Source organism: Luteibacter sp. SG786 (assembly GCF_011759605.1).
Classification (GTDB): domain Bacteria; phylum Pseudomonadota; class Gammaproteobacteria; order Xanthomonadales; family Rhodanobacteraceae; genus Luteibacter.
On record NZ_JAAOYX010000001.1, the window covers coordinates 1,543,094 to 1,565,273 of the forward strand.

22 protein-coding genes are annotated in these 22,180 nt (G+C 65.3%); 18 read left to right on the forward strand and 4 right to left on the reverse strand.

Annotated features, from left to right (window positions below; genetic code table 11):
• Positions 1–122: 122 nt before the first annotated feature.
• The 6 genes from FHS47_RS07025 to FHS47_RS07050 are packed head-to-tail and all read left to right on the forward strand — an operon-like array spanning position 123 to position 5,579.
• Positions 123–860 (forward strand): thermostable hemolysin, encoded by a 738-nt coding sequence (locus FHS47_RS07025; RefSeq protein ID WP_167024884.1) that lies wholly within the window; start codon positions 123–125, stop codon positions 858–860.
• Positions 860–2,350, forward strand: a complete 1,491-nt coding sequence (locus FHS47_RS07030) for an AMP-binding protein (protein ID WP_167024886.1) — start codon at positions 860–862, stop codon at positions 2,348–2,350. Before FHS47_RS07025 ends, FHS47_RS07030 begins: the two co-directional genes overlap by 1 nt.
• The gene (locus tag FHS47_RS07035; RefSeq protein ID WP_167027750.1) at positions 2,337–3,008 is read left to right on the forward strand and encodes an iron-containing redox enzyme family protein; all 672 of its coding nucleotides are present in this window, start codon (positions 2,337–2,339) and stop codon (positions 3,006–3,008) included. Before FHS47_RS07030 ends, FHS47_RS07035 begins: the two co-directional genes overlap by 14 nt.
• The gene (locus tag FHS47_RS07040) at positions 3,005–3,658 is read left to right on the forward strand and encodes a tetratricopeptide repeat protein (RefSeq protein ID WP_167024888.1); all 654 of its coding nucleotides are present in this window, start codon (positions 3,005–3,007) and stop codon (positions 3,656–3,658) included. Before FHS47_RS07035 ends, FHS47_RS07040 begins: the two co-directional genes overlap by 4 nt.
• Positions 3,659–3,660: 2 nt before the next feature.
• Positions 3,661–4,470, forward strand: coding sequence for an SDR family oxidoreductase (locus FHS47_RS07045; protein WP_167024891.1), 810 nt, complete (start codon positions 3,661–3,663; stop codon positions 4,468–4,470).
• Positions 4,471–4,472: 2 nt separating this feature from the next.
• Entirely contained in the window at positions 4,473–5,579 is a 1,107-nt protein-coding gene (locus FHS47_RS07050) for a glycosyltransferase family 9 protein (RefSeq protein WP_247741385.1), read from the forward strand.
• Here the strand turns inward: FHS47_RS07050 and FHS47_RS07055 are convergent.
• Positions 5,526–6,098, reverse strand: a complete 573-nt coding sequence (locus tag FHS47_RS07055) for a TetR/AcrR family transcriptional regulator (RefSeq protein WP_167024897.1) — start codon at positions 6,096–6,098, stop codon at positions 5,526–5,528. The two genes, FHS47_RS07050 and FHS47_RS07055, sit on opposite strands and share 54 nt — an antisense overlap.
• Before the next feature lie 77 nt (positions 6,099–6,175).
• On the opposite strand from FHS47_RS07055, the gene FHS47_RS07060 reads away from it, so the two are divergent.
• A complete protein-coding gene (locus tag FHS47_RS07060; protein WP_167024901.1) occupies positions 6,176–6,925 on the forward strand; it encodes a glucose 1-dehydrogenase in 750 nt (249 codons plus the stop codon).
• 83 nt (positions 6,926–7,008) lie between these two features.
• Here the strand turns inward: FHS47_RS07060 and FHS47_RS07065 are convergent, their stop codons facing one another.
• Both FHS47_RS07065 and FHS47_RS07070 read right to left on the reverse strand, forming a co-directional pair.
• Positions 7,009–8,310 carry an OprD family outer membrane porin gene (locus FHS47_RS07065; RefSeq protein WP_167024904.1) on the reverse strand — a complete coding sequence of 434 codons (1,302 nt, stop codon included), beginning with the start codon at positions 8,308–8,310 and terminating at the stop codon, positions 7,009–7,011.
• Positions 8,310–9,659, reverse strand: coding sequence for an MFS transporter (locus FHS47_RS07070; protein WP_167024908.1), 1,350 nt, complete (start codon positions 9,657–9,659; stop codon positions 8,310–8,312). The genes FHS47_RS07065 and FHS47_RS07070 overlap by 1 nt, the downstream gene beginning before the upstream one ends.
• Positions 9,660–9,905: 246 nt before the next feature.
• Between FHS47_RS07070 and FHS47_RS07075 the strand changes: the two genes are divergently transcribed.
• From FHS47_RS07075 to FHS47_RS07100, 6 genes are read left to right on the forward strand one after another with little or no spacing between them, the layout of a single operon-like run.
• Positions 9,906–10,676: an IclR family transcriptional regulator gene (locus FHS47_RS07075; protein WP_167024911.1), complete on the forward strand. Its 771-nt coding sequence runs from the start codon at positions 9,906–9,908 to the stop codon at positions 10,674–10,676.
• A gap of 22 nt (positions 10,677–10,698) precedes the next feature.
• Positions 10,699–11,859, forward strand: coding sequence for a CoA transferase (locus tag FHS47_RS07080; RefSeq protein ID WP_167024914.1), 1,161 nt, complete (start codon positions 10,699–10,701; stop codon positions 11,857–11,859).
• Positions 11,852–12,577 (forward strand): enoyl-CoA hydratase/isomerase family protein, encoded by a 726-nt coding sequence (locus FHS47_RS07085; RefSeq protein ID WP_167024917.1) that lies wholly within the window; start codon positions 11,852–11,854, stop codon positions 12,575–12,577. Before FHS47_RS07080 ends, FHS47_RS07085 begins: the two co-directional genes overlap by 8 nt.
• Positions 12,578–12,594: 17 nt before the next feature.
• The gene (locus FHS47_RS07090) at positions 12,595–13,416 is read left to right on the forward strand and encodes a CoA transferase subunit A (protein WP_167024919.1); all 822 of its coding nucleotides are present in this window, start codon (positions 12,595–12,597) and stop codon (positions 13,414–13,416) included.
• A complete protein-coding gene (locus tag FHS47_RS07095; RefSeq protein WP_167024922.1) occupies positions 13,409–14,158 on the forward strand; it encodes a CoA-transferase in 750 nt (249 codons plus the stop codon). Before FHS47_RS07090 ends, FHS47_RS07095 begins: the two co-directional genes overlap by 8 nt.
• Positions 14,155–15,666 carry a class I adenylate-forming enzyme family protein gene (locus FHS47_RS07100; protein WP_167024924.1) on the forward strand — a complete coding sequence of 504 codons (1,512 nt, stop codon included), beginning with the start codon at positions 14,155–14,157 and terminating at the stop codon, positions 15,664–15,666. The genes FHS47_RS07095 and FHS47_RS07100 overlap by 4 nt, the downstream gene beginning before the upstream one ends.
• Here FHS47_RS07100 and FHS47_RS07105 read toward each other — a convergent pair.
• Positions 15,611–16,246 (reverse strand): TetR/AcrR family transcriptional regulator, encoded by a 636-nt coding sequence (locus FHS47_RS07105; RefSeq protein WP_167024927.1) that lies wholly within the window; start codon positions 16,244–16,246, stop codon positions 15,611–15,613. The genes FHS47_RS07100 and FHS47_RS07105 overlap by 56 nt on opposite strands.
• A gap of 154 nt (positions 16,247–16,400) precedes the next feature.
• Here FHS47_RS07105 and FHS47_RS07110 point away from each other — a divergent pair, with 154 nt between their 5' ends.
• From FHS47_RS07110 to tssA, 5 genes are all read left to right on the forward strand, one after another.
• Positions 16,401–17,819: an MFS transporter gene (locus tag FHS47_RS07110; protein WP_167024930.1), complete on the forward strand. Its 1,419-nt coding sequence runs from the start codon at positions 16,401–16,403 to the stop codon at positions 17,817–17,819.
• 100 nt (positions 17,820–17,919) lie between these two features.
• Positions 17,920–19,209 (forward strand): retropepsin-like aspartic protease, encoded by a 1,290-nt coding sequence (locus tag FHS47_RS07115; protein ID WP_167024933.1) that lies wholly within the window; start codon positions 17,920–17,922, stop codon positions 19,207–19,209.
• A 27-nt stretch (positions 19,210–19,236) separates the two neighbouring features.
• A complete protein-coding gene (locus FHS47_RS07120; RefSeq protein WP_167024936.1) occupies positions 19,237–19,863 on the forward strand; it encodes a hydrolase in 627 nt (208 codons plus the stop codon).
• Between the two features lie 303 nt (positions 19,864–20,166).
• Positions 20,167–21,147, forward strand: a complete 981-nt coding sequence (locus FHS47_RS07125; protein WP_167024939.1) for a LysR family transcriptional regulator — start codon at positions 20,167–20,169, stop codon at positions 21,145–21,147.
• Positions 21,134–22,171: a type VI secretion system protein TssA gene (tssA, locus tag FHS47_RS07130; protein WP_167024942.1), complete on the forward strand. Its 1,038-nt coding sequence runs from the start codon at positions 21,134–21,136 to the stop codon at positions 22,169–22,171. The genes FHS47_RS07125 and tssA overlap by 14 nt, the downstream gene beginning before the upstream one ends.
• Positions 22,172–22,180: the final 9 nt, after the last annotated feature.

Here is a 22,180-nt window from a genome sequence, read left to right on the forward strand (position 1 = left end):
GCAACGAATGAAGGGCGTTTCGGCGCGTAAAGTTGAAGTTATTTCCATATCCATCAATGCGATAGATGGATGGCACGGATCTCGCAATTAAGAGGGCACCCCACCCCTCGCGAGCGATGTCCATGTCCCCTGCCCCCTCGCCTTCTTCGTTCGATCCTTGCGTGCTCGACACGGTGGAGCCCCTGCTCGCCGAACTGCGCAACCCGGTAAGGGTGAACGTCATCGATGCGCAACACCCCGAGCGCACCGACGCCGAGGCATTCGTGCGTCGGGTTTTCGAGCGGCGCTACGGCGCGGACGTCCGGACCTTTCATCCCACCCTGCTGAGCTTCCGCGACCACGACCGGCACAGGGCGGTGGTCGGCTTTCGTGGCGGTCACGACGGTGCGCTGTTCTCGGAACAATATCTATCCTCGCCGGCGCCACACATGATCGCCGATCGGCTAGGTATCCGGATCGATCGCGGCGAACTCGTCGAGGTCGGCCACCTCGCACTCGATAAACCCGGCGATACCCGTTGGGTTATCGCCGCCGCCACGCAACACCTGCACGCGCGGGGTTACCGCTGGGTGTTGTTCACGGCCACACGCGCGCTGGTCAATGCCTTCCAGCGCCTGGGCCTGCATCCGATCGAACTGGCCACCGCACAGGCCTCCCGTCTGGCAGACGGCGGCTCGCACTGGGGCGACTACTACCGCACCAAGCCCGTCGTGTGCGTGGGCAACATCGATTCGGGCCATAGGAAACTGCATCGGCACATCGGCCCGTCGCAGCCATGGCTGCGGGCGCTGCTGCGCGAAAGCCGCGAGAGCGCCGATCCGGAGGTATCCCCGTGCGCCTCGACGTGCGGAGGTGCGTGATGCGACACGTCCTGAAGCAGATGGCACGGCATGCGCTCACGCAACCGGGCAAGATCGCGCTGGACGATGGCCGTTCGACGTTGACGTACCGCGATCTCAACCGGGCGATCGCGGCCGTCGGCGCCCGTATAGCCGCCGAGCGCATCGCGGTGATGGTGGACAATGGTGTCGCGTGGGCCGTCGTCGACCTCGCCATCGCCGCGTGCGGCGCCGTATCGATACCTGTGCCCGCCTTTTTCAGTGACGGGCAGGTCGAGCACCTCCTGGCCGATGCGGCTCCCGATCTGCTCATCACCGATCGCCCTGATTGCGGCGTGGCCTCGTCACGCATGCTCTATCACGAGGCGATCGTGGTAGCCGACGCCGAGCTTCACCTCTTCAGCCTCGAGGTCAAAGATCGGCGTACGCTGCCGTCCGACACGCGCAAGATCACGTATACATCGGGAACCACCGGGCAGCCGAAAGGCGTATGCGTTACCGGTGACTCCATAGACCAGGTCACGGAGTCCCTGGCGAGCGCGGTGTCCGCCGAACCAGGCGATCGAAGCCTCACCGTGCTTCCGTTATCCACGCTGCTTGCGAACATAGGCGGCGTCTATGTGCCGCTGAGCCGTGGCGCCACCGCCATGCTGCCTTCGCTGACGCAATGCGGTTTCACGGGTTCCAGCACCGTGGATCCGCGTGCGTTCCTTGCCGCGTTTCATCGCTTCGCACCTACCGCCACGATCCTCGTTCCGCAGCTGCTGAAGCTTCTGGTCGAATGCGTGCAAGGTGGGGCAACCCTTCCTTCCACGCTGCGCTTCGTGGCCGTCGGCGGCGCGCCGTGTTCCGAGCCGTTGATAGGTCGCGCCAAGGCGCTGGGCATTCCGGTGTACGAAGGATATGGGTTGTCGGAAGCCACGTCGGTTGTCTGCATGAACCGGCCTGGCAACGAGCGCCCGGGAAGCGTGGGTACTCCCTTGCCGCATGCGCGCCTGCGCATCGCCGATGACGGCGAGATCATTGTCGCCGGCGCGCTTTTCGGCGGTTATCTTGGATTGAACGAGGCGCCTCCAGAGAAATGGCATACCGGTGACACAGGGTGGCTCGACTCCGACGGCTTCCTCTACGTCAACGGCAGGAAGAAAACCGCCTTCGCCACCGCATACGGACGCAATGTGTCCCCGGAATGGGTGGAGAGCGAACTCGTCGCCACGCCAGCCATCTTGCAAGCCGCCGTACTCGGCGAAGGACGGGATTTCAACGTAGCGGTGATCGTGCCGACGCCGGGCGCATCGCCCGGTCAGGTCGACAGCGCCGTCGACGCGGCCAACGCCCGGCTTCCCGATTACGCACGCATTCGCGCGTGGTGTGCCGCCGAACGACCTTTCAGCGCCCATGACGGACTGGCCCGTCCCACCGGCGCGCTGGACCGGCAGGCCATCGCAACCCGCTACGCCTCCAACATCGATGCCCTTTATGAAAGAGAAGCTCCGCATGTCCACCCATGATCGTCTCGTGCGCGACACAGAAGTGAACCGGCAGGTATTCCTGTCCATCCCCATCATCCAGCGCGCCCTGCGTGGTCAGGTGACGCCACACGAATACATCGCGTTCCTGGGCCAGGCATACCAGCACGTGCGGCAGACCGTTCCGCTCATGATGGGCATGGGCTACCACCTTCCCGAGCGGCTCCGCTGGATGCTGCCGGCGATCGCCGAATACATCGAGGAAGAGATCGGCCACGACCAGTGGATCCTCGACGATCTGCTCGCCTGTGGCGCGGACGCCGACGCGATTCGTCTTGCACCGCCCATGCGCTCCACGGAAATGATGATCGCCTACGCCCATGACGGCATCGCTCGCGGCAATCCCGTGTCCTTTCTAGGGATGGTGTTCGTGCTGGAAGGCATCAGCGTGGCGCTCGCCACCCGTGCGGCGGGAGCGCTTCAGACGGCGCTTGGCTTACCGAAGTCCGCATTTCGTTATCTCGCTTCGCACGGCGCGCTCGACGTAGACCACGTGGGCTTCTACGAGCGCCTGGTCGATCGCCTCGAGACGGAAGCCGACCGTGAGGTCCTTATCCACGCGGCCAACCGGTTCTACGTGCTCTACGGCGACATCTTCCGCGAAATCGATGCCACCACATCCGAAGGAGCCACCGCATGATCGCTTCCCGTTCATCGATCGCCATGCTCGTCTGCGCGTGCCTCGCGATCGTTCCCGCGCTATCCCGTGCCGACGACCTGGACACAGCCATCAAGGGCCTGAGCCAGGACTGGTCGCACGTAACCTATGAGTTGCCCAAGGCACAGCAGGACGACGCATACGCCGCGCTCGAAACCCGGGGTTCGGCACTCATAACCCAATACCCACAACGGGCCGAACCGCGGGTATGGCAAGCCATCATCCTGTCCACGCATGCAGGAGAGCACGGTGGCCTGGCCGCGCTTGGCATGGCGAAACACGCCCGCGATCTGCTCCAGGAAGCGCAGAAGATCCAGCCCGACGTCTTGCACGGGTCCATCTATACGACGCTTGGCAGTCTTTATTACCAGGTTCCCGGCTGGCCGCTGGGTTTCGGAGACAAGGACAAGGCACGAACGCTCCTGCAAAAGGCCTTGCAGATCGATCCCGACGGCATCGACCCCAACTATTTCTACGCCGATTTCCTCTACAAGACGGGTGACAAGAACGGCGCCATGGAACACCTGAAAAAGGCGCTCGCCGCCCCACCGCGGCCAGGCCGGGAATTGGCGGACAAGGGGCGGCGGGCGCAGGTGCAGAAGCTGATCGATACCATCGCCGCGGACAAGTAACCATGAGCCTAGATCTTCGCTCGCAACGCATCCTCCTCACCGGTGCCGCGGGTGGCATCGGCCGGGAACTGGCCGAGGCGCTCGCCGCAAAAGGTGCGCGGCTGGGCCTGCTCGGGCGCACCGATGCGTCCGTCGCCAGCCTCGATCATCTCGTCGCCACGCAGCGGCTGGATGCCGTCGTCATCCAGGCCGACCTCACCGACGCATCGGCCCGTCGCGCTGCGGTGCGGCGCATGGTCCAGGCCTACGGCGGTCTCGACGTACTCATCAACCTGGCCGGCGTCCTGGACTTCCGTTTCTTCGACGAGGTGGATGCCGGCGCCATTACCCGTGCCCTGCAGGTCAACGTCGAGGCGCCCATGCAAATGGCGCGCGAGGTGTTGCCTGCCATGCTGGGCCGGGGTTCCGGGCGGATCGTCAATGTGGGCTCCACCTTCGGAAGCATCGGCTATCCCGGCTTCACCGCCTACTCGGCCAGCAAGTTCGCCCTGCGCGGTTTCTCGCAGGCCTTGCGTCGCGAATTGCACGGTACAGGCGTCGGGGTGACCTACGTCGCCCCTCGGGCCGTCCGCACGGCCTTCAATCCTCCGGCGGTGCACCTCATGGCCGAGCGCAAGCTCATGCACATGGATGAGCCTTCGTGGGTGGCGACACGCATCGTGCGAGCTATCGAGCAGGAGCGGAACGAGGCTTACCTCGGTTTCCCCGAAAGCCTGTTCGCACGCCTCAATGGCGTGTTCCCCGCACTGGTCGACAGCGCGCTGAAGAAGGTTCTGCCGGATCTGTCCCACCACGCGCGGAGCGACCCGTGACCATGCCGAATCCCATCATCGGTCACGGGATCTACCGCATCCTCGTCTGCCGTCCCAACCATCGGCTGGGCAACACGCTGCTCCTTACCCCGCTCATCACCGAGCTCCAGACGCTCTACAGGGGGGCTGAGATCGACGTCGTCAGCGAGGGGGATATCGCGCACGATGTGTTCAAGGGCTTCTTCAACGTAAGACAGGTCTTTTGCCTGCCCCGTCGTGGCTTCAAGCATCCGATCGCGTTCCTGCGGATGATCCTGCGCATCCGGCGCACGCACTATGACCTGATCGTGGACCCGAGCGTGCGCTCGGGCTTCGCCAGGACGCTGACAAGGATCTTTCGGGGGCGCTACAAACTGGGTTTCAGCGATGCGCCTACCAAAGCGCTCACACATGCCGCGCCCCGAGCGGTAGCGGGACGGCACATGGCGAAACGCCCCGTGAACCTGGTCCGCTGGGCGTCGGGGGGCGACGTTTCCGCCTTCCGGAGCCATCCGCCCCTGGCGATCCATCTGAGCGAGGACGAGCGCTCGGAAGGCCGGGAAGCCGTCGCGGCGCTGACCGCTTCCCGCCACGGTGCGCCAACGACGCTCCGTATCGGCATCTTCGGCAATGCGACCGGCGCCAAGCGTTACACCACGGAATGGTGGGCCGACTTCATGGCCACGCTGTGCGCGGCCCATCCCACGGCATCGATCCTGGAGATCATTCCCGCGCACGGACATTCCATGCTGCGCGAGGCATGGCCGGGCTACTACTCGTCGGACATCCGCCGGATGGCGGCGGTGCTGAGTGGGCTGGACCTGTTCATCACCGCCGATTGCGGCGTCATGCACCTTGGCGCTGCGGCCGGTGTTCCGACCATCGGTTTGTTTCACGTCACTGCGACCGATGTCTACACTCCTTACGGGGGCCACAATGCCGGCCTGGATACCGGTACATGCAACGGCCGTGATACGGCACGGCATGTTCTCGGCATGATGGAGATAAGCCTCGGTCATCGCCGTGCGACCAGCGATCCGGCGATGACCGAACGCGCTACGAGCCGTCTCGCCGCATCACCGCAACCTGATCCCTCCAAGAAACAGATCGACAAGGTGCGTAACCCGTGACTTCACCACCCCGCCCTGCTCCACCGCCAGCGAGATCGCCGTGATGACGCAAAGCAGGTCGTCGAACGAAACGTTCTTGGCGACGGCCTTGGCTTTCTGCGCACGCTGCAGCAACCGCTGCCCTTCCGCGGTGCCCGCGTGGCATCCCGTGGTGTGGCTCTTGAGCACCGTGCCGAGCTGCACGGCCAGCCCCTGGTAGTGGCTCGCATGTATCGCGAGTTCGATCATGAACGCGCGGAGCGAAGCACCGGGGTCCATCACGTCGTCGCGCGTCCGGCTGTTGGCGGCAAGCGCAAGCAATCGCTCGTCGCAGAGCGCGCCAAGTAGCGCTTCACGCGTGGGGAACCGACGGTAGAGCGTGCCGATACCCACCTTTGCGCGTTTCGCCACGTCTTCGAGTGACGCGTCGGCGCCGCGCTCGGAGAACACCTCGTCCGCCGCCGCGAGGATGCGCTCGCGATTGCGCGCCGCGTCGGCGCGTAGCGGCGTCTCGTCGATCGTCTGGATGGCTTCGGTCATGGGAGTCCCGGTTGCAAAGTGGATGATGCCTCCATATATTAAATGGAGCAATCCTCCACTTATATAAAGGGGCTCCTATGAACAAGCGTTTCGAGGGCAAGATCGTGGCCATCACCGGCGGCAGCGAGGGCATCGGCCTCGCCACGGCAAAGGCGTTCATTGCGGAAGGCGCGCGCGTGTACATCACCGGCCGCCGACAGGACCGGCTGGACACGGCGGTTGAGGAACTCGGCGATGCCGCCGTGGGCGTCCAGGGCGATGTGACCGATCTGGGCGACCTGGACCGCCTCTACGACCGCATCCGCCAGGATCACGGCAAGCTGGACGTGCTCTTCGCAAACGCGGGCACGGCGGACTCCGACGCCCTTCCCTTGGCCGACATCGCCGAACAGGACTTCGATCGGATCTTCGGCGTGAACGTCCGTGGCCTGCTCTTCTCCGTGCAGAAGGCGCTGCCGTTGCTCACCGCGGGCAGCACGGTGGTCCTCAACGGGTCTGTCGCCGGAGCCAAGGGTTTTCCGGGGCAGTCGCTCTACAACGCCACCAAGGCGGCGGTGCGCTCGTTCGCCCGCAGTTGGACGGCCGACCTGAAGGACCGCGGCATCCGCGTCAACGTCGTTGCGCCTGGCGGCACGGAAACGCAACTGATGCGCGGCTACCTCGACATCCGGCCGGGCGCCGAGGAGATGTTCAATCAGCTCATTCCGCTCGGCCGCATCGGCCAAACGGAAGAAGTCGCAGAAGCGGTGCTCTTCCTTGCGTCGAGCCAGAGCAGCTACATCGCGGGTGCCGAGCTCGTCGTCGACGGCGGGCTCGTCGCCGTCTGACCCTGCCACGCCACGCACGCATGCCGCGGGGAAGGCGATCCATCACGCCTTCTCCGCGCGCGCAGGTCCGTGGGCGAGCCGACTCAAAACCGATAACTGAGCATCAGCCGGTTATTCGTCCAGGGCATGTTCCCTGGATTCAAGTTGTTCCTTCCGCCCACGGTGTGCTCCCACCGGTTGCGTAGCTGCAGCCCCTTCAGCAGCTTGTCGAGCTTCCATACGATGTCGACGTAGACATCGTGGCTGGTGCCGCGAAGCACGGTGTCGTAGTGCGCGTACGACGCGATCAATTGCAGGTCGTCGTGCAGCAGGCTGTACTGCGCGCGCGCCTTCCAAGCGTGCCCAGGGCCCTGCTCCACCAGGCCACGCAGCATCGAGGTCGTGTAGAGCGGGTCGGTGGCGTAGGTGTTGGTATACGGCGAGATGATGGCTCCCGCCCCTACCGCGTTCCGGTCGCTGTCGAGTTTGTTGTACGAGACATCGAACTTTGCCTTGCCCACGCCCACGCCGGCGTCGACGCCCCACGCCGAAGCGTCCACGCGCTGGCCGGCCACGCCGGTGATCTTCGTGTGCGTATCGACGATGACGTTGTCGGAACCCGTCGTCTCTCTCACGAACTGAGCGCCGATGAAGGGCTTCAGCAGGGTGCCGGTGTCGATGGTGTACATGCCATCGATATAACCCATTCTTCCGAAGTGCTCGAAGTCGTAGTACCACGCCTGGGCCTTCAGGCCGTGACCGGCATACGCGCTGCCGAGAGCGGTGGTGCCATCCTGCGAACGCGCCGACGAGGGCAGCGAGCCGTTGTTACCGTACATGCTGTCGCCGTGGTACGTGGACGGGTAATACACGTTGTCGTCGTTGTAACCGTCCGACGTGCGGCTTTTCCAGCGCAGCGTGCGGATGGCATAGATATCCCAGCCTTTCGCCGGCTTGAAGTCCAGCGTGGCGCCCTGGTAGGAAGCCGGTATCACACGCGAATCGGACCGGCCCATCCACGGCGTGTCGAGGTATTGGTCGCCGGCGCGGACCACCACCCAACGGTTTGCGTATTCCACGTAGGCCTGGGTGAAGCCGTCGATGACGTTGTCCGGGCCCATCAGCGAGGCATCGATGCGCCCCTTGTCGTGTGACTGCGTGCCGAACGAATGTGCGGAGAAGCCCGTGACCACCGCGCTGAAGCCATTCACCTGGCCGCTGTGCACCGTGAGCAGGCCCGCCAGCGAATTGGAGAACTGATCCTTGCTCGTCGGGTTGTCATAGTTGCGGTCGAAGCGGTAGAGGCGCACCTCGCCGTCGACCCTGGCATCGCGGAAGAAGTCGTCTGCGTGGGCACCGGCGACGATACAGGCGAACGTCGCGGCTGCGAGGATCCGGCGGCGCATCAGTGGGCCACCCGTGCGACAGTGCCGTGCTTGGCGACGGGTTGGCCTGCTGCCGTATCCCGGCTGCCCTTCCCCACCGGCGCACCGCTGCGGTGGAGCATCCATACGCCGAAGAAGCTGACGACGGCCGAGGCCGCTAGCCACGCGCCCGGCATGGCCTTGTCGCCCGTGCTGTGAATCAAATAAGTGCTCACCGCTGGGGTGAAGCCTCCGAAGATCGCCTGCGCCAGACTATACGCCACGCTGAAGCCACTGGCGCGGACGTGCGCCGGCATCATTTCGGTGAGGCTCACCACCATCACGCCCTGGTAGCCGCCGTAAAGGAAGGACAACCACAGCAGCACGGCGAGCATGCGTCCGAATGACGGGTCAGCGACGAGCCAGGCCATGGCCGGGTAAGCCGTGATGGCCACCGCCAGCGAGAACGTGGTGAGCGTGCGCACACGGCCGAATCGATCGGATACCGCGCCCATCAGCGGCACGAAGATGAAGTTTGAAATGCCCACGCACACGGTGACCACGAAGGCGTTGCGCGCAGTGAGGTTCAGCACTTTCTTGCCGTACGTCGGTGTATAGGCGGTGATCAGGTAAAACATCACACTGGTGAGCGTCACCAGCATCACCGCGTTCAGCACGATCTTCCAGTTCGTGAGCAGGCCGGCATAGATCTCGCGCAGCGTGGGCGTGTGCGTCGCGGCACGCTTCTCGAACGATTCGGTTTCCTGCAGCGTACGGCGGATGTAGAACAGCAGCGGCACGATGAGCGAGCCGATGACGAACGGGATGCGCCAGCCCCATGCCATGATCTGTTCCTCGCTCAGCGAGAAGCGCAGCACCACACCGAGGACGGCGGCGAAGATCACGGCCACCTGCTGGCTGGCCGACTGCCATGCCACATAAAGGCCGCGCTTGCCGGGCGGCGCGATCTCGGCGAGGTATACCGAGACGCCGCCGGATTCGGCACCGGCAGAGAAACCCTGCAGCAAACGGCCGACGACCACCAGCAGCGGGGCCGCCAGACCGATGGTCTTGTAGTCCGGCGTGAAGGCGATGATCAGCACGCCCACCGACATGATGGCAAGGCTGGCGATGAGGCCCTTGCGGCGGCCGTGCCGGTCGATATACGCACCCAGCACGATCGCACCCACCGGACGCATCAGGAAGCCGACGCCGAACGTCATCAGCGACATCATCAGGGAAACGTAGCCGCTTGCGTTCGGGAAGATCGCATGGGCGATGGCCGACGCGTAGAACCCGTAGACCATGAAATCGAACATCTCAAGGAAGTTGCCGCTGACTACCTTGAACACGCGGCCGAACTTCGAACCGCCTTCTTGCACCTGTGCCATGCCGTTCTCTCCCCGAGACGATTGCAGGATGACACGGCTTTAGCGCGTTCCACATATTGATACGCCGTACCGTGATGTAAAACAGTCAAGCAGAGAGGCCGAGAAGGCGTCAACAGGTTTTTTCGGCCCGTTCCAGCATGTAATACGTTGATTCGACTACTTATTTTGATGCGTTGCAGCATCGCTTGACGGCGTCTTTCGAACAGGTTTACGGTTATTTGGAACACCGTTTTGGATATTGGAACGATGGACACCACCCTTTTGAAAGGCCTGAACGTGCTCGAGGCCGTGGCCCGTTCACGCGCGCCCCGTGGGGTCAGCGAACTGGCCCGCGAGCTCGAACTCACCAAGAGCAACGTGCACCGGACACTGCAGACGCTCATCGCCGCGGGATATGTGCGGCCCGGCAGCGTCGCCGGCACGTACGAGTGCACGCTGAAGTTGTTCGAGATGGCCAGCGGCGTGGTGGCGCGCATCGACGTCCGCCAGCTGGCGGATCCTTTCATGCAGCATTTGGCCCGGCTGACGAAGGAAACCATTCACCTCTCGATCCTCGAAGGCATGGACGTCATCTACCTCAACAAGATCGAGTCGCCGCAACCTGTTCGCGCGTATTCGACCATCGGAGGCCGGGCTCCGGCGCATTGCGTCGCGTCCGGCAAGGCATTGCTCGCCTGGCAGGGCGAAGCCGTGCTACGGGAACTGCCCGCCCGGCTCTCCTCGCCCACGCAGCGCTCCATCGCTTCGCGCGACGCGTTGCTGGAAGAACTCGGCCGCGTCCGCCGCCAGGGCTTTGCCGTGAACCGCGGCGAGTGGCGCGAGGGCGTGGGCGGTGTCGCCGCCATCGTCTTCGACATGCACGGCATGCCCGTGGCCGCCATCGGCATGTCCGGCCCGGTCGAACGCCTGCGCCCGGCCAGCGTTCGCAAATACAGCCAGCTGGTGATGGAGGCGGCGCTCGGCCTGTCCCGGTCGCTCGGCTATTCGCAGCCCGGCTACCCGCCGCTCGCCGCCTGAACTTACCTGAGGAGTACCCCACGTGCAGCCTTTGAAAGGCATTCGAGTCGTCGAGTTCTGCAGCGTCGCCGCAGGCCCCTTCTGCGCCATGTTGCTGGCCGACATGGGCGCCGACGTCATCAAGGTGGAACACCCGGAGGGCGGCGACAGCATGCGCGCCTGGCCCCCCATGAGCGAAGGCTTCAGCGAGAACTTCGCGTCGGTGAATCGCAACAAGCGCTCCGTCGCGCTCAACCTCAAGGACCCCGACGACAACGCCCGTGCCCGCGAACTCGCCGCCGGTGCCGACGTCGTCATAGAAAACAACCGTCCCGGTGTCATGGCCCGACTCGGGCTGGATTTCGCCACGCTCTCGGCGATCAATTCGAAGCTGGTCTACTGCTCTATTTCGGCCTTCGGACAGGATGGCCCGCGTGCGGGCGAAGCCGGCTTCGACCTCACCATCCAGGCCATGGCCGGCGTCATGAGCGTCACCGGCGAGGAAGGTGGCGCACCCGTGAAGTGCGGCGTGCCGCTTTCCGATTTCGCCACGGGCCTGTATGCGGCCTTCGCCGTCGCCAGCGCGCTGCGCGATGTGCGTGAGCACGGCAAGGGCACGCATATCGATGCCTCGATGTTCGGCGCCTCGCTCGCCGTGGGCGCGCTGCAGACCAGCCAGTACTTCGGCAGTGGCATCGACCCGGTGAAGCTGGGCTCGGCGCACCCGCGCAACGCGCCCTATCAGGCGTTCAAGGTGGCCGATGGCTATGTGGCCATGGCCGCGGGCAACAACGCGCTGTTCCGGTCGGCTGCCGCCGCCATCGGCCGCGAAGACCTTGCCGGCCTCGAACGTTTCGGTTCCACCGCGTTGCGGGCGCAGCACCAGGCTGAGCTGAAGCAGATTTTCGAATCGGTATTCGAGACGCTTTCGGTGCCGCAGGTGCTGACCATGTTCCGCGAGACGGGTGTTCCGTGCGCCCCGATCAACAGCTACAGCGATGCGCTGGCCGACGAGCAGGTGGCGTTCATGGGCTGGGTGCAACCGCTTGAACTGCCCTCGGGCGTCGTCACCCGCACGTTCGCCTCGCCGTTGCGCTTCGATGGCCAGGGCCAGCCGATCTACCGCCGGCCGCCCGCGCTGGGCGAGCACAACGCGGAGATCTTCGGCGACGCGCTCGCCACGGCGGAGGCCCGCCATGGGTGAGTTGCTGGCACGGCGCGGCGATGGCGTGCTCGAACTGACGCTCAACCGCCCGGAAAAGATGAACGCGCTATCCGCCTCGCTGGTGGATGCGTTGCACGCGGAACTCGACGCCGCGGACGCCGACGGCACGCGCCTCGTCGTGTTCCGTGGCGAAGGCAAGAACCTCTCCGCCGGCTTCGATTTCGGCGGCTACGACGCGCAGAGCGACGGCGATCTGGTGCTGCGCTTCCTCCGCATCGAGCAGTTGCTGCAGCGCGTGTTCCACGCCCGTTACGACACGTTGGCGTTCGCACATGGTCGCAACTTTGGTGCCGGCGTCGATCTGTTCGCCGTATGCAACCGCCGCGTGGCCACACCCGATGCATCGTTCCGCATGCCGGGGCTGGGTTTCGGCCTCGTGCTCGGTAGCCGCCGCTTTGCGGGCCTGGTGGGTGAAAGCTGGGCCCGCCTGGTGTTGCAGGAAGGCATCACGTTCGCTGGAGTGGAGGCGCATGCGCGTGGCTTCGTCACTGCGCTGGCCGATCAAGCTGGCTGGGCCTCCGAGCGCGAGCGCGCGGACACCGCCCGCCGAAGCCTTGGCGACGATGCCACCACGCGGCTGTTCCGCGTCACCCATACCGATACCCGCGCGGCCGACATGGCCGAACTCGTCGCTTCCGCCGCACGGCCTGGCCTGCAGGGCCGCCTGCGTGCCTACCGCGAAGCGCTGGGCAAATAAGTTACCGGAGGACACCCGTGAGCACGTCCAAGATCATCCCGCTCGGCGAACTGACATCGCAGGTCGCCAACGGCAGCTCCCTCGCGCTCGGTGGCAGTTTCCTGCACCGCGGCCCGTTCGCCTTCGTCCGTGAGCTGATCCGCCAGGGCAAGCGCGACCTCGAAATCATCAAGCAAAGCCCCGGCTACGACATCGATATCCTGTGCCGCGCGGGCTGTGTGCGCCGCACACGCGCCGGCATCGTGGCGATGGAAGGCAATTTTGGCCTCGCGCCCTATTACCGCAAGGCGGTGGAAAAGAAAGAGATCGAACTGGAAGAACACGCCTGTGCCAGCCTCACCGCCGGACTTCGCGCGTCCGCCTTCGGCGTGCCGTTCCAGCCCTGTGGCGGCCTGCACGGTTCCGCATTGCCCGAACTCAATGGTTGGCAGAAGGTTGCAGACCCCTACGGCACCGGTGAAGCCGTGTACGTCATCCCGAGGATCACGCCGGACTTCGCGGTGATCCACGCCAATGAGGTAAGCCCCGAGGGCGACGTGCGCGTGTTCGGCACCTCGCACTGGGACCGGATCATGTCGCGTTCCGCGAAGCGCGTGCTGGTGATCGCCGAGCGCATTGCCAGCAGTGAATCCTTCGCAAGCCAGCCCGAGCTGACACTCATCCCGCACTTCCTTGTGGACGCCGTCGCCGTCGTGCCCAGGGGCGCATGGCCGGGCTCGTGCTGGCCGCATTACGAAGTGGACTACCCCGCCGTGGAGGCCTACCTGCCCGACGGCGCCGACGTGCTCGCCGCCCATCTTGCCGCCGCCCCGGAAGCCCAGGAGGCCGCCCATGCGTGAGTCGTGGTCGCCGTTCTCGTTCATCGTGACGAACCTCGCCCGCTTCGTGCGCCCGCATGAGGTGACCTTCAGCGGTGTGAATTCCACGCTGCCGATGCTTGCCTGCCTGCTGGCCAAGCGCGCGTACGATTTCGAGTTCACGTACATCAACGTGGCCGGCGGCGTCGATCCGCAGCCGTCGTCCATTCCCATTTCCAGTTCGGATCCCGTGCTGGCGGAAGGCTCGCGTTCGATCTTCTCGAACGAGGACTTCTACGATCTGTGCACGCGTGGCGAAATGGACCTCTGCTTCCTCGGCGCCGCGCAGGTCGACGGCCTGGGCCAGACGAACGTTTCGAGCATCGGCGACTGGCATAACCCCAAGGTGCGCCTTCCCGGTGGCGGCGGCGGCGCGGTGATGCTGCCGACGGCGCGCCGTGCCGTTACATGGCGCACCGAGCACTCGCGCCGCACGATGGTGGAGAAGCTCGACTTCCTCACCGCGGCAGGTGGCATGGCCGGTGTGGTCACGCCCATCGCCGTTTTCGTAAAACGCGACGGCCGTCTGGCATTGCAGTCGTGGCACCCCGAGAGCTCGCTCGACGAAGTGCGTGCCCGCACGGCTTTCACCTTCGATGCCGAGGGTGCGGGCCCAGCGGAGCCTCCGACCGGGCGTGAGCGCGATGCGCTGCGCTCCCTCGATCCCACCGGCACTTTCGAACGCGACGCGGGCGTGCGGCTGCGCCCCGAGGCGGCCGCATGACCGGCGGTTCATTGTCCCTGGCCCTACATGAAGCGCTGCGCGCGCATGCGGCCCTGGGTCGCCGCGCGTTCATCGTCGGCGACCGGGCCGTGGGTTACGGCGAGTTCGCCAACCGCATCGAGGCGTATGCCTCCGGTTTCGGCCAGGCCGGCCTTGGCCGCGGCGACTTCGTGGGCATCGCCTCCGCCAAGACCATCGAGTGTGTTGCAGCGTTTTTCGGCGCCATGCGCGCGGGCCTCTGCCCCACGGTGATGGAAGCGCGCATCTCGACGGAAGAGCTCGCTTCGCGCATGCAGGCGGTGGGCATACGCCTGCTGGCTTGCGACGACGAAGAGCAGCAGGCTGCCTGTGGCGAAACGCTCGCCGCGATCGGGGCCCGCGCGGTGCCGTTGGCCAGCCTCGCCTCGTCGGCCCCCTTCACGCCGCCGGACCTGGACGAAAACGACCGCGCCCTGCTCCTTTTTACATCCGGCAGCACCGGACGCCCGAAGGGTGTGCTGCTGTCGCATGGCAACCTGCTCGCCAATGCACGCGGCGTGGCGCTGCACACGGGCGTGACACCATACGATCGACTGCTGCACATCATGCCGCTGCACCATACCAATGGCATCAACAACCAGTTGGTGGTGCCGCTGCTGGCCGGCGCCGAGATCGCGCTGGTCGAACGCTTCCGCGCCGAGGACATCGTCGACTGCCTGCGCCACTACAAGCCGACGTACGTTACGGGGGTACCCACCATGTACTCGCGCGTGCTGTCGAAGCTGGAGCCGGGCGAGCGCTTCGAATCCCTCCGTTTCCTCCGCTGCGGCTCGGCGCCCATCACGCCGGCGCTGCACGAGGCCATCGAGGAAGCCTTCGGGGTGCCGCTCGTGGTCTCCTACGGTCTCTCCGAGGCCACCTGCACCACCACGATGAACCCGCCGCACAAGCGAAAGGTCGGCAGCATTGGCACCGTCCTCGACGGCCAGGAGCTGGCCCTCTTCCGGCCAGGCAGCAGCGAGCGCGTGGCTCCGGGCCAGGACGGCGAGATTCGCATCCGCGGCCCCGTGCTGATGCAGGGCTACATCGGCGCCGACGTGGAATCCCCCATCGTCGACGGCTGGCTGCGCACCGGCGACCTGGGCCGCTTCGACGACGAGGGCTATGTCACCATCACCGGCCGGATCAAGGATGTGATCATCCGCGGCGGCGAGAACATCTCCCCAGGCCTGATCGAAAACCAGTTGGCAAAGCACCCCGCGGTGAAGGAATGCTGCGTGGTCGGCACCGCCGACGCCGACCTTGGCGAAGTGGCCGTGGCCTTCGTGGTGGCGCAACCCGGCCATACCATCGAACTGGGCGCCCTCCGCGAGCACGTGCTTCAGGGGCTGTCACGGGTCTACGTTCCCGCTCGCATCCATGTCCTTCCTACCCTCCCCACCGGCAGCCTGGGCAAGGTGGATCGTCATGCCCTCAAGCGTATGGCGACCCACGATGCTTCGGCGCCGCTGAGTCCCACGCCAGCATGACCTGAGAGATACCGGCCTCGACGACACTCAGGCGGACCCGGTCTCGCGCGAGCACCGAAAGTCCCATCAGGAATGCATCGAAGACGGCGGCCAGCGCTTCGGGCGCAATGCCGGGGTCGAGTTCGCCGCGGTCGATGCCGCGTTGTACGCAGGCGATGAATCCCTTGCGGGTGCGCGAGCGGGAGCGCGTAAGCGCGGCACTGACCGACGCATGCTCCTCCGACGGCGCGCTCATGACGCCCAAGCCCACCATGCAACCTTTGGGATGGCCGCGCTCGTACTGCATCCTTGCGGACTGCCGCAAGGCGGTCTCGATGGCCTCCCTCGGCGCCATGTCGGTGTCCCACAGGCATTCGGTCACCTGAGCGTACGTTTCCAGGTAACGCTGAACGCATTCCTGGAACAGCGCTTCTTTCGACCCGAAGGCCGCATAAAAACTCGGCGCCGAAATGCCGCCGCCCATGGCAGCTTTCAGCTGGTTCAACGACGTCGCTTCGAAGCCATTCTGCCAAAACAGGTGCAGTGCCTCGTCGACCGCCTTGTCGCGATCGAACGTTCGTGGGCGTCCCATGACAGCCATGGCTATCCTCCTGCCGATATCTAGTTAAATACTAATCGATATAGAAGTTCTTGACTATGCACGGCCGGCCTAATAATGTACCGGTCGATACATAAATATCAACGAACGGCGCGCGCCGGCGTCGTTCCCCAGACATCATGTTCCGGAAACGTCCATGCCCGACGGCAATTCCCGTATGTCCGAGCGCACGACGCACGAGACACATCGCTGGCTCGCGCTGGCGGTACTCCTGACCGGCACGCTGCTGCCGCCGCTTGATTTCTTTATCGTCAATGTGGCGCTGCCCGCCATCCGTACGGACCTGCGGGCCTCGTCGGATGTCGCCCAGCTGGTGGTTTCCGTCTACGCGACCGCATATGCCGTGACGCTTATTCTGGGTGGCCGGCTGGGCGATCTCTACGGGCGCAAGCGCGCTTTCGTGGGCGGCATGCTTGGCTTCGCGGTCGCCTCCGCGTTGTGCGGCTGGGCGCCCTCACCCGCCGTGTTGATCGTCGGCCGGTTACTCCAGGGTGTCGCCGCGGCCGTGATGGCTCCGCAGTCCCTGGCCTCCATCCACGCCCTCTTCCCTGCCGCGGAGAAAAACCGCGCCTTGAGCCTGTACGGCGCCACCTTTGGTCTGGCGTCGGTGGGCGGCCAGTTGCTGGGCGGCGTCCTCGTCTCGGCCGATGTCTTTGGCCTGGGGTGGCGCAGCGTGTTCCTGATCAATCTGCCCATCGTCCTGTTGGCTGTACCGGCCGCGCTGGTCCTTCTTCGCGAAAGCAGGGGCGAGCGGACGGCGCGGCTCGACGTACCGGGCGCGTTGCTCCTGGCGACGGGGCTCCTGGCCCTGGTGGTTCCGCTGATCGAGGGACGGGAGCAGCACTGGCCATGGTGGTGCGTGGCCTTGCTGATCGCGAGCGGGCCGCTGCTTGTATCGTTCTGGCGTTTCGAGCGGCGCCAGGAACGGCTGGGTAGCACGCCACTGGTGTATCCCTCGTTGCTGAAGGCTCGCGGCCTGCAGCGAAGCCTGGCGGCAACGTTCTTCTTCTATTGGCTCGCCCCGTTCTTCCTGGTCTTCGCAGTCTATGAACAGATCGGTCTGGGGCATGACGCCTTAGCCACCGGATTGGCCATCCTGCCTTTGGGCGTGGGCTTCCTCCTGGGGCCGCTATGCAGCCCGCGACTGGCAAAGCGCGTGGGTGCGCGCACGGCCGCTCTTGGCATGCTGTGTGAAGTCCTGGGTGCGCTTGCCGCGTGCTTGCTGGCACTGGCGCAAGCACCCGCATGGCTTCCCGCGCCGCTCTTCCTGATCGGTCTGGGGCAAGGCATCGCCCTGCCCGCCCTGGTCCGCCTGAATGTGGATCAAGTGGACCCGCGCTGGGCCGGCCTTGCCGCCGGACTGGTCAGCGCCACGCTGCAGATCAGCGCAGCCGTGGCGACCGCGCTGGTCGGTGGCCTGTTCTTTACCCTGGCACCCGACGGCGGTGGCGCCCGGCTTGCTCAAGTCGGCTTCGCGCTCGCCACGCTCGCGATCGGCGCAGCGTTGGCCCTGGCTGCCGCACTCAGCTGGCGTCAGGCACGTATTCAGGGCTGATCGGCCACTCCCCCTTTTCCCAAGAAGGCACCTATCCTTGAAGACACGTTCTTTCCGGCATCTGCTGGCTGTACTCGCCTGCGCAGGCATACCTTGCGCCATGGCAGGCCAGACCGATCCCGTCGCGCAGGCCGAAGCGGCGTTCGACGCCTGGCGCATGGATGAAGTGAGTGCACTGTTGCCGACGCTGCCCGACACGGCCGACGGCGACTATGTGCGGGGTCTCGTAGCCAATCGCTTGAACGATATCGAAGCGTCGAAACGCTTCCTTCAGCGTGCGCTGCCCGAGCTGGAGCGACAGCACTCGCCGCGAGCGACCAATGCGCTGCTTACCCTGTCCGACGATTACCAGAAGGCCGCAGCCTACGCGGATCAGGCCAACGCACTGCGCGAAGCGGTGGAGCATCACGCGAAAGATCTGGGTTCGGCGGCGCAGGGGGTAAAAGATGTGCTTGCCCTGGCCAGCGCTCTCAGCGGCTCACCGCCCCAGACCATAACCTTTTCGGGGCCGTCCCGATTGCCCATCCGACGCAATCCCCTCGGCACGTTCGATGTCGAGGCCGTGGCGAACGGCGTCGGCGGTTCGTGGATGTTGGATTCCGGCGCCAATTATTCGGTTGTCAGCGAGAGTTTCGCCAAACGCCTCGGACTCTCGATCAAGGGTACGGCTGGGGGCGTGGGTTCCACTACCGGCGCCTCGGTGCAGAGCAACGTAGCGGTCGTCAAGGAGATCCGTCTGGGTACTGCCACGCTCCGCAATGTCGCCGTGCTCGTGGTCCGCGATGATTTGTTGCATATGAAGCTGCCCGGCAAGGAACACCAGATTTCGGCCGCATTCGGCTTCCCCGTGTTCCAGGCGCTAGGCCGGATCAGCTTCCGTGGCGACAAGGCGATCTTGATCGGATCGGCGACCGACACGAGAGAGGATGGCGTACAAATCTATATGGACGGCCTGACGCCGGTTGTCATGGTCGCCACCGAAGGAGAGTCGGTGCCCGTCGGGCTGGACACCGGTTCAAGCACCACCAGCCTGTCTTCTGCCTATTGGATGAAGGTCAAGGATCGCGCGGACGCGTGGCCACGCTCACGACAGTCTTCGGCAGGCCTGGGCGGCGCGCGTAGCCTCGACACGGTCAGTCAGCCGGAATGGAAGTTCGCCCTTGGCAAGGACGAAGTAATCCTCAAGAACGTGCGCATCGAAACGGAAAGCCGGCCGGGGCCGGGTGGCCCGCCCATGTTCGGTACGCTCGGCCAGGATCTCTGGGCGAATGCCGCTGGCTTCACGCTGGATTTCCGGTCCATGCGTTTTCGCATCGACCGGGCTGGTTTGAGCAAACGTCCTGTCAGCGGTAACGATTGCGCAAGCCCACTGCCCCGGTGCGCGCCATGATGCGCTTTTCCAGCACCGGGACTCCCCATGCCTACCTCCCCTCTCCTCACACCCGCTGACTGCGCCGTCCTCCTCGTTGACGAACAGGCTGGCCTCGCCTTTGCCGCAGGCTCGCAGGATCGCCAGGTCCTTCGCAGCAATGCGGTGGCGCTTGCCCGCACGGCCGTTGCTTTCCATATACCCGTGGTCGTCAGCACCTCGGCGTCGAAGGTCTACAGTGGGCCCCTGATGCCTCCGCTTCGCGCGGTGCTGCTGGACGTGGCACCCATCGAGCGGCGGAGCATGAATCTGTGGGAAGACGAGGCGGCGCGGAATGCGGTCCGAGCCACCGGCCGCAATACGCTTGTCGTCGCAGGACTTCTCACCGAGGCATGCGTAAGCTTTCCCGTCCTTTCCGCGCTCGCGGACGGATATCGCGTGTTCGTGGTGACCGATGCCTGCGGCGGCCTCACGGTGGCCAGCCACGAGGCAGCCCTGCGCCGACTCGAACAGGCAGGTGCCGTACTCACGTCATGGCTGCAGTTCCTGCTCGAGATGCAGCGCGACTGGACACGTCACGACACTTACGAAGCGGCGCGCAGCATCGTGGTCGACCACGGTGGCGGTTACGGCATCGGGCTCGATTACGCCCGCGACATGATAAAGCCGACCTGAAGGGGGCGTCCGCTTTGGGCAACTACTGACTCCGACGGGGCCGGGCATGCCAATGCCTGGCTCCGTCGGGCCTGACGACGCATGCAATGTGTGTCGCACGTCACGGAATGAACATGCAGCGGGCCGATGGCACGGCCTGCGAGCGATTGCGCGCAACGGTTCAGGACCGTGAAAGCACACAGGTATTCCGTCACATGTCGGAAAACGGACGGTGCAAATGACCCTTCTGGGGGTGTCGCACTTCGCGGTCCTGGCCTTTAATCGGGAAGTGCGCTCCCCCTCCGCACTCACCAGTAGTGTCCAATGAACCTGAAACCAAGCGACCTCCCCCTCCTGGTCTCGCTCGACGTGCTTCTGGAGGAACGCAACGTCACGCGCGCGGCGTTGCGACTCAATGTCACCCAGCCGGCGCTTTCCGGACACCTAGCCCGCCTGCGCCGCCTTTTCAACGACCCCTTGCTGGTGCCCTCGCAGACGGGGCGCGGCATGGTGCCGACACCGAAAGCCGAGGAAATGGCCGCCACCCTGCGGGATGCCCTGGCACAGATCGGCACCCTCAGCGAGTTCGACCAGACGTTCGACCCGTCGCGCGATGCCGCAACGTTCCGCGTCGCCGGCTCGTTCAGTGCCATCGGCACCTTTGCGCGTCCGCTCATCAGGTCGATCGACGCCTGGCACAACCGCGACCTGCGCATCGCGTTCCGCGTCGGTCGCGAAGATATCAACGTACTCGCGCAGTTCGAGCATGGCGAAATAGACGTCCTTCTCGTACCCGGCGAGCAGGTGCCCCCGAGCCTGAAGGCGCGACCCTTGGTAGCGGATCGTTTCGTCATGGTGCAGCGCGCCGGTCACCCGAGGGGGCGCGGCCCGCTCACCATGGCGGAGTACTGCGCCCTTGGCCACATGATCGTCTCGCCCATCGGCCGCCTCGACGGGCTCATGGACCAATACCTTGCCGAGCAGGGCTACCGGCGCGATGTCGTGGTTTCTGCACCGGACGGCGATTCGATCGGCCCTGTGCTGCTCACTACCGACCTCGTCTGCACCATCCCCTTGTCGATGGTCGACTCCGTGGGGCCGGGCGTCGAGGCGTTCTCCATCCCCATGGACATCCCGAACATGTCCGTTGCCATGGCGTGGCCGGAACGGCTCGATAAACGGCCGGCGCACCGATGGCTGCGCGAGCAGATCATGGCGATCGGCCAGCGCGTGGATGCCGTACGCCGCACCGTCGACAACTACCTCCCTCCGTCACCCAAGCCCAATTCCCGTGGATATAACTGAACGCCTCGCCCTGCCCCTCAGCGACACGCCGCCTTGTGGCCCCAACCTCGAATACGACAGCGCGTTCCTCGCGCTGGAGGCCCTTGCCGAGACCACGCCGGAGCGCGCCATCGGCGACGCCGTGCGAGAGGCCGAAGAGCCCGACTGGCGCGATGTGGCACGCCAGGCGGAGGCACTCCTCGACCGGACGCGAGATGTCCGGGTGGGTGCGCACCTTGCCACGGCATGGCTGCGCACGGGCGGTCTGCCCGCATGGTCGCGTGCCGTAGGCCTGGTGCGCGTGTGGCTGGAAACGTTCTGGGACGAGGTGCACCCGGTCGTCGAGGAGGGAGACGCCGTCGAACGCATCAATGCCGTCGGTGCCCTGGCGGCCGCCGATGGTGTGGTGCCCTACCTGCGGCGTACGCAGGTGCTGCGTGTGGAACGCATCGGCAGCTTTACCTTGCGCGATCTCCGCATCATGTCGGGAAGCCTCAAGGGTACCGAGGACGCCCCGGTCCGCGCGGATGCGTCACCCGACGACATTGAGGCCGTGCTCTCGCACGTGGACGAGGCCGCGCTACGCGACACGGTCGGAGCGGTGTCCGACGTACTCGCGCACCTCGACGCCATCGACACCATTTTTGCGACACGAACGCCGGGACAAGGCCCCGACTTCGGCGGCATGCGTCGCGAGCTGCGGGAGCTCGACGCCTTCCTCCGTGCGGCACTCGCGCGGCGCTTCCCGGGAACGTCGGATGCCGGGGTGGATGGCACGCTGGACGAAGGCCCGGCGGGCACGATCGGAGACGCGTCGGCGGGCCGGCAAAACCGGGGCCCCATCCGTGGGCCCGACGACGTGCGCCGGCTCATCGACGAGATCTGCGCATGGTATGCCGTGCACGAGCCTTCGAGTCCGGTGCGGCCGATTCTCCGGCGGGCCCATGGGTTGGTCGGCCTGGGCTTCGCCGAGCTTCTGAAGGCCCTGGCCCCTGGCGGCTACTCGGAGTTCCAGAACATCGCTGGCGACGACGAGGGCGCCTGACCTCGTCGC

Bases quoted from the DNA above. Each gene is read 5' to 3' on its own strand.
- FHS47_RS07025 (WP_167024884.1), top strand. From the start codon at position 123: ATGTCCCCTGCCCCCTCGCCTTCTTCGTTCGATCCTTGCGTGCTCGAC.
- FHS47_RS07030 (WP_167024886.1), top strand. From the start codon at position 860: ATGCGACACGTCCTGAAGCAGATGGCACGGCATGCGCTCACGCAACCG.
- FHS47_RS07035 (WP_167027750.1), top strand. From the start codon at position 2,337: ATGTCCACCCATGATCGTCTCGTGCGCGACACAGAAGTGAACCGGCAG.
- FHS47_RS07040 (WP_167024888.1), top strand. From the start codon at position 3,005: ATGATCGCTTCCCGTTCATCGATCGCCATGCTCGTCTGCGCGTGCCTC.
- FHS47_RS07045 (WP_167024891.1), top strand. From the start codon at position 3,661: ATGAGCCTAGATCTTCGCTCGCAACGCATCCTCCTCACCGGTGCCGCG.
- FHS47_RS07050 (WP_247741385.1), top strand. From the start codon at position 4,473: ATGCCGAATCCCATCATCGGTCACGGGATCTACCGCATCCTCGTCTGC.
- FHS47_RS07055 (WP_167024897.1), bottom strand. From the start codon at position 6,098: ATGACCGAAGCCATCCAGACGATCGACGAGACGCCGCTACGCGCCGAC.
- FHS47_RS07060 (WP_167024901.1), top strand. From the start codon at position 6,176: ATGAACAAGCGTTTCGAGGGCAAGATCGTGGCCATCACCGGCGGCAGC.
- FHS47_RS07065 (WP_167024904.1), bottom strand. From the start codon at position 8,310: ATGCGCCGCCGGATCCTCGCAGCCGCGACGTTCGCCTGTATCGTCGCC.
- FHS47_RS07070 (WP_167024908.1), bottom strand. From the start codon at position 9,659: ATGGCACAGGTGCAAGAAGGCGGTTCGAAGTTCGGCCGCGTGTTCAAG.
- FHS47_RS07075 (WP_167024911.1), top strand. From the start codon at position 9,906: ATGGACACCACCCTTTTGAAAGGCCTGAACGTGCTCGAGGCCGTGGCC.
- FHS47_RS07085 (WP_167024917.1), top strand. From the start codon at position 11,852: ATGGGTGAGTTGCTGGCACGGCGCGGCGATGGCGTGCTCGAACTGACG.
- FHS47_RS07095 (WP_167024922.1), top strand. From the start codon at position 13,409: ATGCGTGAGTCGTGGTCGCCGTTCTCGTTCATCGTGACGAACCTCGCC.
- FHS47_RS07100 (WP_167024924.1), top strand. From the start codon at position 14,155: ATGACCGGCGGTTCATTGTCCCTGGCCCTACATGAAGCGCTGCGCGCG.
- FHS47_RS07105 (WP_167024927.1), bottom strand. From the start codon at position 16,246: ATGGCTGTCATGGGACGCCCACGAACGTTCGATCGCGACAAGGCGGTC.
- FHS47_RS07110 (WP_167024930.1), top strand. From the start codon at position 16,401: ATGCCCGACGGCAATTCCCGTATGTCCGAGCGCACGACGCACGAGACA.
- FHS47_RS07115 (WP_167024933.1), top strand. From the start codon at position 17,920: ATGGCAGGCCAGACCGATCCCGTCGCGCAGGCCGAAGCGGCGTTCGAC.
- FHS47_RS07120 (WP_167024936.1), top strand. From the start codon at position 19,237: ATGCCTACCTCCCCTCTCCTCACACCCGCTGACTGCGCCGTCCTCCTC.
- FHS47_RS07125 (WP_167024939.1), top strand. From the start codon at position 20,167: ATGAACCTGAAACCAAGCGACCTCCCCCTCCTGGTCTCGCTCGACGTG.